This window comes from Mycobacterium sp. P4_H6, from assembly GCF_056400845.1.
Genome location: NZ_JBFUKN010000018.1, coordinates 19,201 through 31,564, shown reverse-complemented (window position 1 = coordinate 31,564; position 12,364 = coordinate 19,201). Strand labels below are relative to the sequence as shown.

13 protein-coding genes are annotated in these 12,364 nt (G+C 67.5%); 5 read left to right on the top strand and 8 right to left on the bottom strand.

Annotation, left to right across the window (positions count from 1 at the left end):
• Position 1 precedes the first annotated feature (1 nt).
• Positions 2-814 carry a fumarylacetoacetate hydrolase family protein gene (locus tag AC1DTF_RS09990; protein WP_477473969.1) on the bottom strand — a complete coding sequence of 271 codons (813 nt, stop codon included), beginning with the start codon at positions 812-814 and terminating at the stop codon, positions 2-4.
• A 129-nt stretch (positions 815-943) separates the two neighbouring features.
• Between AC1DTF_RS09990 and AC1DTF_RS09985 the strand changes: the two genes are divergently transcribed.
• Entirely contained in the window at positions 944-2,146 is a 1,203-nt protein-coding gene (locus AC1DTF_RS09985) for an MFS transporter (protein ID WP_477473968.1), read from the top strand.
• An 18-nt stretch (positions 2,147-2,164) separates the two neighbouring features.
• Here the strand turns inward: AC1DTF_RS09985 and AC1DTF_RS09980 are convergent, their stop codons facing one another.
• From AC1DTF_RS09980 to serA, 4 genes are read right to left on the bottom strand one after another with little or no spacing between them, the layout of a single operon-like run.
• Positions 2,165-2,773: a dihydrofolate reductase family protein gene (locus AC1DTF_RS09980; protein ID WP_477473967.1), complete on the bottom strand. Its 609-nt coding sequence runs from the start codon at positions 2,771-2,773 to the stop codon at positions 2,165-2,167.
• 29 nt (positions 2,774-2,802) lie between these two features.
• A complete protein-coding gene (locus tag AC1DTF_RS09975; RefSeq protein WP_477473966.1) occupies positions 2,803-3,366 on the bottom strand; it encodes a hypothetical protein in 564 nt (187 codons plus the stop codon).
• A 5-nt stretch (positions 3,367-3,371) separates the two neighbouring features.
• Positions 3,372-4,382 carry a 3-isopropylmalate dehydrogenase gene (locus tag AC1DTF_RS09970; protein WP_477473965.1) on the bottom strand — a complete coding sequence of 337 codons (1,011 nt, stop codon included), beginning with the start codon at positions 4,380-4,382 and terminating at the stop codon, positions 3,372-3,374.
• The gene (serA, locus tag AC1DTF_RS09965; protein ID WP_477473964.1) at positions 4,379-5,965 is read right to left on the bottom strand and encodes a phosphoglycerate dehydrogenase; all 1,587 of its coding nucleotides are present in this window, start codon (positions 5,963-5,965) and stop codon (positions 4,379-4,381) included. The genes AC1DTF_RS09970 and serA overlap by 4 nt, the downstream gene beginning before the upstream one ends.
• A gap of 62 nt (positions 5,966-6,027) precedes the next feature.
• Here serA and AC1DTF_RS09960 point away from each other — a divergent pair, with 62 nt between their 5' ends.
• From AC1DTF_RS09960 to AC1DTF_RS09945, 4 genes are read left to right on the top strand one after another with little or no spacing between them, the layout of a single operon-like run.
• A complete protein-coding gene (locus tag AC1DTF_RS09960; protein ID WP_477474000.1) occupies positions 6,028-7,473 on the top strand; it encodes a phytoene desaturase family protein in 1,446 nt (481 codons plus the stop codon).
• Positions 7,470-8,069 carry an NAD(P)H:quinone oxidoreductase gene (wrbA, locus tag AC1DTF_RS09955; protein ID WP_477473963.1) on the top strand — a complete coding sequence of 200 codons (600 nt, stop codon included), beginning with the start codon at positions 7,470-7,472 and terminating at the stop codon, positions 8,067-8,069. Before AC1DTF_RS09960 ends, wrbA begins: the two co-directional genes overlap by 4 nt.
• Before the next feature lie 41 nt (positions 8,070-8,110).
• Positions 8,111-8,326 (top strand): hypervirulence associated TUDOR domain-containing protein, encoded by a 216-nt coding sequence (locus AC1DTF_RS09950; RefSeq protein WP_477473962.1) that lies wholly within the window; start codon positions 8,111-8,113, stop codon positions 8,324-8,326.
• Positions 8,323-8,748: a hypothetical protein gene (locus tag AC1DTF_RS09945; protein WP_477473961.1), complete on the top strand. Its 426-nt coding sequence runs from the start codon at positions 8,323-8,325 to the stop codon at positions 8,746-8,748. Before AC1DTF_RS09950 ends, AC1DTF_RS09945 begins: the two co-directional genes overlap by 4 nt.
• A gap of 66 nt (positions 8,749-8,814) precedes the next feature.
• Here the strand turns inward: AC1DTF_RS09945 and ilvC are convergent, their stop codons facing one another.
• From ilvC to AC1DTF_RS09930, 3 genes are all read right to left on the bottom strand, one after another.
• The gene (gene ilvC, locus AC1DTF_RS09940) at positions 8,815-9,816 is read right to left on the bottom strand and encodes a ketol-acid reductoisomerase (protein WP_200962101.1); all 1,002 of its coding nucleotides are present in this window, start codon (positions 9,814-9,816) and stop codon (positions 8,815-8,817) included.
• Between the two features lie 63 nt (positions 9,817-9,879).
• Positions 9,880-10,389, bottom strand: a complete 510-nt coding sequence (gene ilvN, locus AC1DTF_RS09935; protein ID WP_057166302.1) for an acetolactate synthase small subunit — start codon at positions 10,387-10,389, stop codon at positions 9,880-9,882.
• Entirely contained in the window at positions 10,389-12,239 is a 1,851-nt protein-coding gene (locus AC1DTF_RS09930; protein ID WP_477473960.1) for an acetolactate synthase large subunit, read from the bottom strand. The genes ilvN and AC1DTF_RS09930 overlap by 1 nt, the downstream gene beginning before the upstream one ends.
• Between the last annotated feature and the right edge of the window lie 125 nt (positions 12,240-12,364).

The following is a 12,364-nucleotide window of genomic DNA, read 5'->3' as shown; positions in this document are numbered from 1 at the left end:
GCTACTTTCCTTTACGCACAACAGGATTGGAGAGGGTGCCGATGCCCTCGATGGTGATGCTGACGATATCGCCGTCCTCGATCGGGCCGACGCCTTCGGRGGTGCCGGTCAGGATGAGATCGCCGGGCAGCAGTGTCATGACCGCCGACACCCATTCGATGATGGCGCCCACATCATGCAGCAGCATCGCGGTGTTGCTGTTCTGACGAACCTCGATCTCGCCGACCGAACCGTCCTCGGCCGGGTGGATGACCTCGGTGCGCAGGTCCAGCTCGGCGGGGTCGACGGCGGTTTCGATCCACGGACCGACCGGGCAGAAGGTGTCATGGCCCTTGGCCCGCATCCACTGGCCGTCCTTCTGCTGCTGGTCGCGTGCGGACACGTCGTTGGCGATGGTGTAGCCGAGGATGTAGTCGGCGGCCTTCGCGGCGGGCACGTCCTTGCAGGGCCGTTCGATGACGGCCACCAGTTCGCCTTCGTGATGGACCGGGTGCGCGTCTGCGGGCAGCTGGATGGCGACATTGGGCCCGATGATCGCGGTGTTGGGTTTGAGGAAGATCACCGGATCCTCCGGTGCCTCGCCGCCCATCTCGAGGGCGTGTGCGGCGTAGTTCTTACCCATGCACACCACCTTGCTGGCCAGGATCGGGGCCAGCAGCCGCACGTCGGCCAGCGGCCAGCTGCGACCGGTGAAGGTGGGGTTTCGCGACAGGTACTGCTCGGCGATCTCGCGGCACACCGCATCGGAGTTCGAGTCGCCTTCGATGACCACGAAGGCGACCCCGTCAGGACTGGCGATTCGACCGAGGCGCATCCGCTCAGCCTAATGAGCCCCGGCAGCCGGTCGGCGCGCGGCGTCGACCTTTGCCTGCGCAAGAGCATTGTCTCTCACATCATGAGATCAGAGTTCAATATCATGGGATGGCCATGGCACCATGTCGTCATGCCCACGTCGACCATCAGCACCGCGCGGCGCTGGTCCATGCTGGTGATCGCCCTGACGGCGACCACGTGCGCCAATGTCTTCATCAACGGCGCGGCCTTTCTCATTCCCACCCTGCACAGCGAGCGCGGCGTGGACCTGGCTGCGGCGGGACTGCTCTCGGCGATGCCCAGCTTCGGCATGGTGGTGACGCTGATCGCCTGGGGCTGGCTGGTGGACCGGGTCGGCGAACGCATCGTGCTGACCGTCGGCTCGGCACTCACCGCGGCATTCGCCTTCGGTGCCGCGTCGGTGCACTCCCTGTTCGCCGTCGGGGCATTCCTGCTGCTCGGCGGAATGGCCGCGGCGAGCAGCAATGCCGCGAGCGGACGCGTCGTGGTGGGCTGGTTCCCGCCGGAGCAGCGCGGCCTGGCCATGGGAATCCGTCAGACCGCGACACCCCTGGGCGTCGGACTGGGCGCCCTGGTGATCCCACGGGTCGCCGAAAGCCATGGTGTGGGCACCGCATTGCTGTTTCCCGCAGTGGTGTGCGTGCTGTCCGCGGTGATCTGCGCGATCGGCGTACTGGACCCGCCGCGGCCGCCCCGAGCCGAGGCGCCGCCAGAGGATCTGGCCAACCCGTACCGCGGATCGTCTGTGCTGGCACGCATTCACGCGGTATCCGTGCTGCTGGTCATCCCTCAGGGTTTCGTGTGGACCTTCATGCTGGTGTGGCTGATGACCGAGCGCGGGTGGTCGGCCGCGTCGGCGGGCGCGCTCGTCACGGCTTCTCAGGTGCTGGGCGCAGCGGGTCGCATTGCGGCCGGGCGGTGGTCCGATGTGCTGGGCCTGCGCCTGCGGCCCATCCGATTCATCGCTGCGGCCGCGGCGGCGACGATGGCCTTGCTTGCCGTCACCGACGCACTGAGCTCGCCGGTGAGCATCGCACTGATCGTCATCGCCTCGGTGGTGACGGTGTCCGACAACGGGTTGGCGTTCACCGCGATCGCCGAGATCGCCGGTCCGTTCTGGAGTGGACGCGCGCTGGGCACCCAGAACACCAGCCAGCATCTGGCCACGGCGGTCGGGTCGCCGTTGTTCGGTGGGTTGATCGCAGCCGTCGGATTTCCTTTTGCGTTCGCTGTGTGCGCGCTGTTCCCTGCGGCAGCGGTCTTCCTGGTGCCCGCCGACCCCGGTTCCGACGCCGTCGCACGCGGGAAATAGCCCAGCTGCGAACAACTTTCAGGAGGCGGTCATATCCCCCGTGGCCGGCACACCCTCGGCCAGACCGTAGCGCAGATACACCGATCCCTTCGGGCTGGCGACCGGCGGCTGCAGCAGTGTGATGTTCGTGGGCACCACACCACCGTCGAACACCTTCTTCCCGACGCCGAGCATGATCGGATGAAGCCACAGGTCGATCCCGTCAAAGAGCTTCTCGCGCAACAGCGTTTGCACCAAATTGAGGCTGCCGACAACCTTCACCCGCTCGTGCCGGTCCCGGATCTCTCGCACCGCGCCGACCAGGTCCGGGCCGAGCTGCGTCGATCCCGCCCAGGACAGGTCGGGCCTGCCGCGCGAGACCACATACTTCGGGATGCGGTTGAACAAAGCCGCGAACTCGTCATCCTGGTGCGGCCAGAACGCGGCGAAGATGTCATAGGTCCGCCGGCCGAGCAGCAGTGCGTCGGTGCCTTCGTAGGCGGCCGCCACCTGCCCGCCGGCCACCTCGTCCACCAGCGGCGCCTGCCAGCCACCGAACGGGAAGCCGATCGGATCCTCCTCGGGGCCGCCGGGCCCCTGCCCGACCAGATCCAGCGTTGCGAACAGTTCGATATCGATGAGTCCCATACCGGATAGACCAGCAAGGCCACCCGAACTCATCGCCGCGGCAGCACCACCAGTGCCGCCGCCAGGAAACACAATGCCCCGACGAAGGTGCCGAGGTTGGCCACCGCCGCGTTGACCGTCTCCCCGGTGGTGAACACGAACGCCGCAGCCGCAGACACCCCGAACGCGATGCAGCCGGCAAGATTGATCCACCCCGCCTGCCAGTCCACCGATCGCGGAGCCCACCGGCCGACCGCCATGACGGCGAGCACGCCACTGATCAGGAACGCCACCGAGCCCGTCGCGTCCGGCGCCCACACGTCACGGCGCTCGGCATGGACGGTGTGCGCCCACACCGACGCCCCGGTGCTGACGTTGAACAGGATGGTGCCGGCGAACTGGCTGGCCGATGACCACCAGCCGATGCCGCGACCGGCCAGTGCCAGTTGTATCCATGCGGCCGTGGTGAAGAACCACGAGCCGATGAAGCACAGCGCGTTGGACGCACCGGCCCCCGCGAGCGCGGCGAATCCCGGTGCGGTGGCCACCGCGAAGAACGCCGAACCGATCGCGAACAGCCGGCACTGCCGGCTCAGCGTCGCGAAGGCGGACACCGGAGCTACAGCAGAGACAGGATCCGGTCGCCGACCTCGCTGGTCGACAGTTTTGCGTCGGCGCGGGTCGCCAGGTGCTCGGAGACCGCCTTGTCCACCCGCGTCGCGGCATCCTCTTCGCCCACATGAGAGAGCAACAACGCCACGCTCATCACGGCCGCGGTCGGATCGGCGATGCCCTGACCCGCGATGTCGGGCGCGCTGCCGTGCACCGGCTCGAACATCGACGGATTGGTCCGCGTCGCATCGATATTGCCGCTGGCGGCCAGACCGATACCACCGCACACCGCCGCCGACAGGTCGGTGATGATGTCGCCGAACAGGTTGTCGGTGACGATGACGTCGAAACGTCCCGGGTCGGTGACCATGTGGATGGTGGCGGCGTCGATGTGCTGGTAGGCGACCTCGACCTCGGGGAACTCGGTGCCGACCTCGGCCACCACCCGCGACCACAGGCTGCCCGCGAAGGTCAGCACATTGGTCTTGTGCACCAACGTCAGATGCTTGCGGCGGGCCTGCGCGCGGGCGAACGCGTCGCGCACGACGCGCTCCACCCCGAAGGCCGTGTTGACGCTGACCTCGGTGGCCACCTCGTGGGGGGTGCCGACCCGCAGCGCTCCACCGTTTCCGGTGTAGGGCCCCTCGGTGCCCTCGCGGACCACGACGAAATCGATACCGGTGACGCCCGAGAGCGGGCTGCTCACACCGGGATAGAGCCGACCGGGACGCAGGTTGACGTGATGGTCGAGCGCGAAACGCAGCTTGAGCAGCAGCCCGCGCTCCAGCACGCCGCTGGGTACCGACGGATCACCGATCGCGCCGAGCAGGATGGCGTCATAACCGCGCAGTTCTTCGATCGTCTCCGCGGTCAGCAGTTCGCCCGATGCGTGGTAGCGCCGCGCTCCCAGGTCGTACTCGGTGCGCTCGACTCCGGGCAGCACCGCATCCAGTACCCGCAGCGCCTGGTCGATGACCTCCGGACCGATACCGTCACCGGCGATTACAGCGAGCTTCATGACAGATCGACCACTTCCAGTGTGGTGGCGCCGACCGCCGAGGCGATCGCGGCGCGCACATCTTCGGGCACATCGGTATCCAGGCGCAGCATCACAGTGGCGCTGTCGCCACTGGCGTCCTGGCTCATCTGCGCGGCCAGCACGTTGACATCGGCACCACCGAGCAGCGTGCCGATCTTGCCGAGCGCGCCGGGCTGATCGTGGTAGTTGACCACCAGGTTGTAGCCCTCGGCGCGCAGATCCAGGTTGCGCCCGTTGATCTGGACGACCTTCTGCACCTGCTGCGGACCGGACAGGGTGCCCGCCACGTTCAGCGAACCCCCGTCGGCGTAGACCRCGCGCACGTCCACCACGCTGCGGTGGTTGGGACTCTCACTGGCGGTGCTGATCTCGGCGGTCACGCCGCGATCCTTGGCCAGGGCGGGTGCGTTGACGAAGGTCACCTGCTCGTCGACGACGGCCGAGAACAGGCCGCGCAGCGCCGACAGGCGAAGGATCTCGACGTCCTCGGATGCCAGCTCGCCTTGGACCTGGACGCTCAGCGACACCGGCGCGGCCTCGGCGAGCGAGCCGACCAGCAGGCCGAGCTTACGGACCAGGTCCAGCCACGGCGCCACTTCTTCGCCGACGGCTCCCCCGCCGACGTTGACGGCGTCGGGCACGAATTCACCGGCCAGTGCCAGCTTCACGCTGGCGGCCACATCGGTGCCGGCCCGGTCCTGCGCCTCGGCGGTCGATGCGCCCAGGTGCGGGGTGACCACGACCTGCGGCAGATCGAACAGCGGGCTGTCGGTGCACGGTTCGGTGGAGAACACGTCCAGGCCCGCGCCGCGGACGTGCCCGCTGGTGATGGCGTCGGCGAGCGCCTGCTCGTCGATGAGGCCACCGCGCGCGGCGTTGACGATGATGACGCCGGGCTTGGTCTTGGCGAGGTTCTCCTTGCCGAGCAGACCCGCGGTCTCCTTGGTCTTGGGCAGGTGCACCGAAATGAAATCGGCCCGGCTCAACAGCTCGTCGAGGCTGACCAGTTCGATGCCGATCTGCGCGGCGCGCGCCGAGGACACATAGGGGTCGTACGCCACGATGTGGGTGCCGAACGCGGCGAGCCGCGCGGCGACGAGCTGACCGATGCGGCCCAGCCCGACCACGCCGACGGTCTTACCGAAGATCTCGGTGCCCGAGAACGCGGACCGCTTCCAGGTGTGCTCGCGCAGCGTGGCATCGGCGGCCGGAACCTGGCGGGCCGCCGACAGCAGCAGTGCCAGCGCGTGCTCGGCGGCGCTGTGGATATTGGAGGTCGGCGCGTTGACGACCAGCACGCCGCGTGCGGTGGCCGCGTCGACGTCCACGTTGTCCAGGCCGACGCCGGCGCGGGCGACGATCTTGAGTTTGGGCGCGGCAGCGATGACCTCGGCGTCCACCGTGGTCGCGGAGCGCACCAGCAGCGCGTCCGCGTCGGCGACGGCCTCCAGCAGTTTCGGACGGTCCGGGCCATCCACCCAGCGGACCTCGACCTGGTCGCCGAGCGCGGCGACGGTCGACTCGGCAAGCTTGTCGGCGATCAGAACAACGGGAAGACTCACGGCGCTACAGCCTAGTGTGTGCCCGCCGCGCTACCACAGGCCACGTGCGCTCGCGGGCGATGATGTCTACTGATGTGGTGGACGTCACCGTCGTCGGAAGTGGCCCCAACGGGCTGACCGCAGCCGTCATCCTGGCCAGGGCCGGGTTGTCCGTGCGCGTCATCGAAGCGCAGACCACCGCGGGCGGTGGTGCGCGCACCCTGCCCGACCCCGAATTCGACGGTGTCAGCCACGACATCTGTTCGGCGGTGCACCCGCTGGCGTTGGCGTCGCCGTTCTTCGCCGCCTACGACCTGCAGGCGCGCGGGGTGACGCTGTCGGTCCCGGAGATCTCCTACGCCAGCCCACTGGTCGACCGGCCGGCGGCCATCGGCTACCGCGATATCGAGCGCACCGCCGCCGAACTGTCCGACGGCGACTCCTGGCGGCGACTGCTCGGACCGCTCGCGGCCGACAGCGAGGGCGTGGTGGGGCTGATCCTCGGCGACAAGCGTTCGCTGCCGCCGTCGGTCACCGCCGCGCTCAAACTCGCACCGCGGCTGTTGCTCCAGGGTGGCCCGCTGTGGAACATGCTCAAGGGTGAGGATGCCCGCGCACTGTTCACCGGTGTTGCCGCACATACCATTTCGCAGATGCCGTCGCTGGTCGCCTCCGGTGCCGGATTGATGCTGGCCACCCTCGGGCACGCGGTCGGCTGGCCGATCCCGGTCGGTGGATCCCAGGCCATTCCGGATGTCCTGATCGCCGACCTGCTGGATCACGGCGGGGAACTCGTCCTCGGCGAAGAGGTCAGCACACCTCCGGGCGGCGTGGTGCTCTACGACACGGCGCCGACGGCGCTGCTGTCCATCTACGGCTCGGCACTGCCCCCTCGGTACGCAAAAGCCTTGCAGCGCTACCGTTATGGGCCCGGAGTCGCCAAGGTCGACTTCGTCCTGTCCGGCGAAATCCCCTGGCGGGATCCACGTCTGGCGCAGGCCCCGACACTTCATCTGGGCGGCAGCCGAGCGCAGATGGCGCTCGCCGAATCCGAGATCGCCGCCGGCAGGCACGCGGAGTGGCCGATGGTGCTGGCGGCCCTGCCGCACATCGCCGACCCGGCCCGCATCGATGCGCAGGGCCGGCGGCCGCTGTGGGCGTACGCCCATGTGCCTGCCGGTTCGACGGTGGACATGGCCGAGGCCGTCACCGGCATCTTCGAACGGTTCGCCCCCGGATTCCGCGATGTGGTGGTCGCGGTGCGCAGCGTGCCCGCCGCACGACTTTCCGATCACAATGCCAACCTGGTCGGCGGGGACATCGGCGTCGGCGGCAACAACATGGTGAGCGCGATCGCCGGCCCCACCCCGCGGATCAATCCGTGGTCCACCCCGATCCCGAAGGCCTACCTGTGTTCCTCGGCCGCCCCGCCCGGCGGTGGCGTGCACGGTATGGCCGGTTTCTATGCCGCGCGGACCGTCCTGAAACGGGAGTTCGGCATCCGGGAGCTTCCTAAACTGGCGCCATGACCAAACTCGCCGTCATCTATTACTCGGCCACCGGGCACGGCACCTCGATGGCCGCCCGGGTGTCTGCTGCCGCCGAGGCGGCGGGCGCCGAGGTGCGCACCCGCCACGTCACCGAGACCAACGACCCCGGGTCGTTCGCGCAGAACCCCGCGTGGTCGGCCAACCATGAGGCCACCAAGGACCTGCCGGCCGCGACCGGCGAGGACATCGTGTGGGCCGACGCGGTGATCTTCGGCTCCCCCACCCGATTCGGTTCTCCGGCGGCGCCACTGCGGGCCTTCCTGGACTCGCTCGGCGGGTTGTGGTCCGAAGGCAAGCTCGCCGACAAGGTGTACGCCGCGTTCACCTCCACCCAGACCGCGCACGGCGGACAAGAATCCACCCTGCTCAATCTGTATGTGACGCTGATGCATTTCGGCGGGATCATCGTGCCGCCGGGATACACCGATCCGGTGAAATTCGTCGATGGCAACCCCTATGGGGCCGGCCTGATCGCGAACCGGGAGAACGTCACCGAGTTCGATGACGCGACCAACGATGCCCTCGATCACCTGGCGCGGCGGGTGGTCGGCATCGCGGGCCGCCTCGCATCCTGAAACCTGACTGAAAGCGTCCCGGCGCGGGTACACCAGGGCGCATGAGTGATTCACTGAAGAAGGGCGACAAGGTGTCGTGGCAGAGCCACGGCACCACTGTGCCCGGCACCGTTGAAGAGAAGATCACCTCCGAGACCGAAGCCGCCGGTCGCACGGTGAAGGCCAGCAAGGACGAACCGCAGTACCGCGTGACCAGCGACAAGAGCGGCCGCGACGCGGTGCACAAACCCGAGGCGCTGAAGAAGCGCTCGTCATGACGTCCGTCGACTCAGCCCACGCCCGGCCACCGGGCACCTCCGATGACACCGTCGAGGCCGTCGGCAAGGTGTCCGAGGCGCTGGAATACGTCGAACGGGCGCGCGGGCACCTGTACTCGTTCCATCAGCTGATGGGGCACGCCGATCTGCTGCTCGGCGAGGCAGCCGATGCCCTGCGCGACGCCGGGCACGACGGGATTGCCGATCGGCTCACCGAGGACTTGGTCGGCCGCAACGTCATTCGCGGCCGCTGGACGTTCCAGGTCGTCGAGGAATTCGACGACGACTACTGGTCGCGTTTCCGCGAGCACGAGAAGAGGGTCCGCGATGAGCTGATGGACGGCCGGCGACACGTGTTCGAAGCGGAGATGAAAGAGGACCGGCGCACGAAGGGCCGCGACGGTCACGAGGCGACGCCATAGCTTCCAGAATGACGAAATGGCTGCCACCGGAACTCCGGTGGCAGCCATATCGGATGGTTCAGCGAGTTACGCGGTCTCGGTGATCGGCCGGTCGACCCAGCTCATCAGGTCGCGCAGCTTCTTGCCGGTGACCTCGATGGGGTGCTCGGCGTTCTCCTTGCGCAGGCCCTCGAGCTCGGTGTTGCCGTTCTCGACGTTGGCGACCAGACGCTTGACGAAGCTGCCGTCCTGGATGTCCTTGAGGATGGCGCGCATCCGCTCCTTGGTGTCGGCGTCGATGACGCGCGGACCGGAGATGTAGCCGCCGAACTCCGCGGTGTCGGACACCGAATAGTTCATCCGGGCGATGCCGCCTTCGTAGATCAGGTCGACGATGAGCTTGAGCTCGTGCAGCACCTCGAAGTAGGCCATCTCGGGGGCGTAGCCGGCCTCGACCATGACCTCGAAACCGGTCTTGATGAGCTCTTCGGTGCCACCGCACAGCACGGCCTGCTCACCGAACAGGTCGGTCTCGGTCTCTTCCTTGAAGGTGGTCTTGATGACACCGGCACGCGCGCCACCGATGGCGGCGGCGTAGGACAGCGCCAGCGCCTGGCCCTCACCCTTGGGGTCCTGCGCAACGGCGATCAGGGCGGGCACGCCCTTGCCGTCGACGAACTGCCGGCGCACCAGGTGGCCGGGGCCCTTGGGGGCGACCATGCCGACGGTGATGTTCTCGGCCGGCTTGATCAGACCGAAGTGGATGTTCAGGCCGTGCCCGAAGAACAGCGCGTTGCCGTCTTCCAAGTTCGGCTCGATGTCCTTGGTGAAGATCTCGGCCTGCGCGGTGTCCGGCGCGAGCACCATGATCACGTCGGCCCATTTGGCGACCTCGGCCGGCGTGCCGACCTCCAGGCCCTGCTCCTCGACCTTGACGCGGGACTTCGAGCCCTCTTTGAGGCCGACCTTGACCTGCACGCCCGAGTCACGCAGTGACAGCGAATGGGCGTGGCCCTGGCTGCCATAGCCGATCACCGCGACCTTGCGGCCCTGGATGATCGACAGATCCGCGTCGTCGTCGTAGAACAGTTCGATTGCCACTGAATTTTCCTTCTCTTGTTTTCGTTCTTGATGAAGCTGTGTCGATGAAAGCTATTTGGCGGTGCCGATACCGCGCGGTCCGCGCGACAGCGAGACGATGCCGGACTGCACGATTTCCCGAATACCGTACGGCTCGAGCACACGCAGGAATGCCTCGAGCTTCTCGGGCGTCCCGGTGGCCTCGATGGTCAGCGACTCGGTGGACACGTCCACAACCTTGGCACGGAACAGATTGACCGCTTCAATCACCTGGCTGCGGGTGGTGGCATCGGTGCGCACCTTGATGAGCGCGAGCTCACGCGAGACCGACTGCGCATCGTCCTGCTCGACGATCTTGATCACGTTGATCAGCTTGTTGAGCTGCTTGGTGACCTGCTCCAGCGGGAAGTCCTCGACCTCGACGACGATCGTCATCCGGGACAGGTGCTTCTGCTCGGTGGCGCCGACGGCGAGGCTCTGGATGTTGAAGCCGCGTCGGGAGAACAGTGCCGCGACGCGCGCCAGCACACCGGGTTTGTCCTCGACGAGCACCGACAGCGTGTGGGTGGAGACCGTGCTCATCAGGCGTGCCCTTCTTCGGTGTCGAACAGCGGACGGATGCCGCGGGCGGCCTGGATCTCGTCATTGCTGGTGCCTGCGGCGACCATCGGCCACACCTGTGCGTCGGCGCCGACGATGAAGTCGATGACGACGGGACGGTCGTTGATGGCGCGCGCCTGGTTGATGACGTCTTCGACGTCTTCGGCACGCTCACAACGCAATCCGACACAACCCAGCGCCTCGGCCAGCTTCACGAAATCGGGGATCCGGTGGCTGTGCGTGGACAGGTTGGTCTGGCTGTAGCGCTCTCCGTAGAACAGCGTCTGCCACTGTCGCACCATGCCCAGGTTGCCGTTGTTGATCAGCGCGACCTTGATCGGCGCACCCTCCAGGGCGCAGGTGGCCAGTTCCTGATTGGTCATCTGGAAGCAGCCGTCACCGTCGATCGCCCACACCTCTGCCTCGGGACGGGCGAACTTGGCACCCATCGCCGCGGGGATCGCGTAGCCCATGGTGCCCAGACCGCCGGAGTTCAGCCACGTCTTGGGATTCTCGTACTTCACGAACTGGGCGGCCCACATCTGGTGCTGACCGACACCGGCGACGTACAGCGCCTCCGGTCCGGCGATCTGGCCCAGCTTCTCGATGACCAGCTCGGGGCTCAGGCTGCCGTCGCTCTGCGGGCCGTAGCTCAGCGGGAAGGTCGCCTTGATGCTCGACAGGTAGTCCCACCAGCTGTCCAGCTTCAGCGATGCCGCATTCGTGTCGTCGCGGCGCAGGATCTCCAGCAGATCGGTGATGACATTTTTCACATCGCCCACGATCGGCACGTCGGCGTGCCGGTTCTTGCCGATCTCGGCGGGGTCGATGTCGGCGTGGATCACCTTGGCGTCGGGGGCGAAGGAATCCAGCTTGCCGGTGACACGGTCATCGAAGCGGGTGCCCAGCGCGATCAACAGATCGCTCTTCTGCAGCGCGGCCACCGCCGAGACGGTGCCGTGCATGCCCGGCATACCCATGTGCTGCGGGTGGCTGTCGGGGAACGCGCCGCGGGCCATCAGGGTGGTGACCACCGGGATGCCGGTCAGCTCGGCGAGGTCCATCAGTTCGGCGGTTGCCTCGCCGCGGATGACGCCGCCGCCGACATAGAGCACGGGTTTGCGGGACGCGGCGATCAGCTTGGCGGCCTCGCGCACCTGGCGGCTGTGCGGCTTGGTGTTCGGCTTGTAGCCCGGCAGATCCATCACCGGCGGCCAGGAGAAGGTGCACTCGCTCTGCAGGATGTCCTTGGGGACGTCGACGAGCACCGCACCGGGGCGCCCGGACGACGCGATGTGGAACGCCTCGGCGATCACCCGCGGGATGTCATCGCCCTCGCGCACCAGGAAGTTGTGCKTGGTGACCGGCATGGTCATGCCGGTGATATCGGCCTCCTGGAAGGCGTCGGTGCCGATCAGGGCGCGACCGACCTGTCCGGTGATGGCCACGACCGGGATGGAATCCATCTGGGCGTCGGCCAGCGGGGTCACCAGGTTGGTGGCACCCGGGCCCGAGGTGGCCATCATCACGCCGACCTTGCCGGTGGCGTGGGCGTAGCCGCTGGCGGCGTGCCCGGCGCCCTGCTCGTGGCGCACCAGCACGTGGCGCAGCTTCTTCGAGTCGTAGAGCGGGTCGTAGACGGGCAGCACGGCGCCACCGGGGATGCCGAAGATGATCTCGACACCGATCTCCTCGAGCGACCGCACGACCGACTGCGCGCCGGTCATCCGTTGTGGTGCAACAACATTGGGCTTCGGCTCCGCCTTGGCGGGGGCCTGGACGCCGTTCGCGCGCGGGGTGGACTCCGGCGGTCGCGTGGTGGGTGCGCTCACTTTTACCTCGTTGATTCGGTGTTTCTGTGGTGTTGTGACGTTCTGTGACAGCAAAAAACCCCCGTCAGCGGAGTCCGCTGTACGAGGGTTGGCGCGTCGATGCTGTTGGCTAAGCCCGGCAGAGA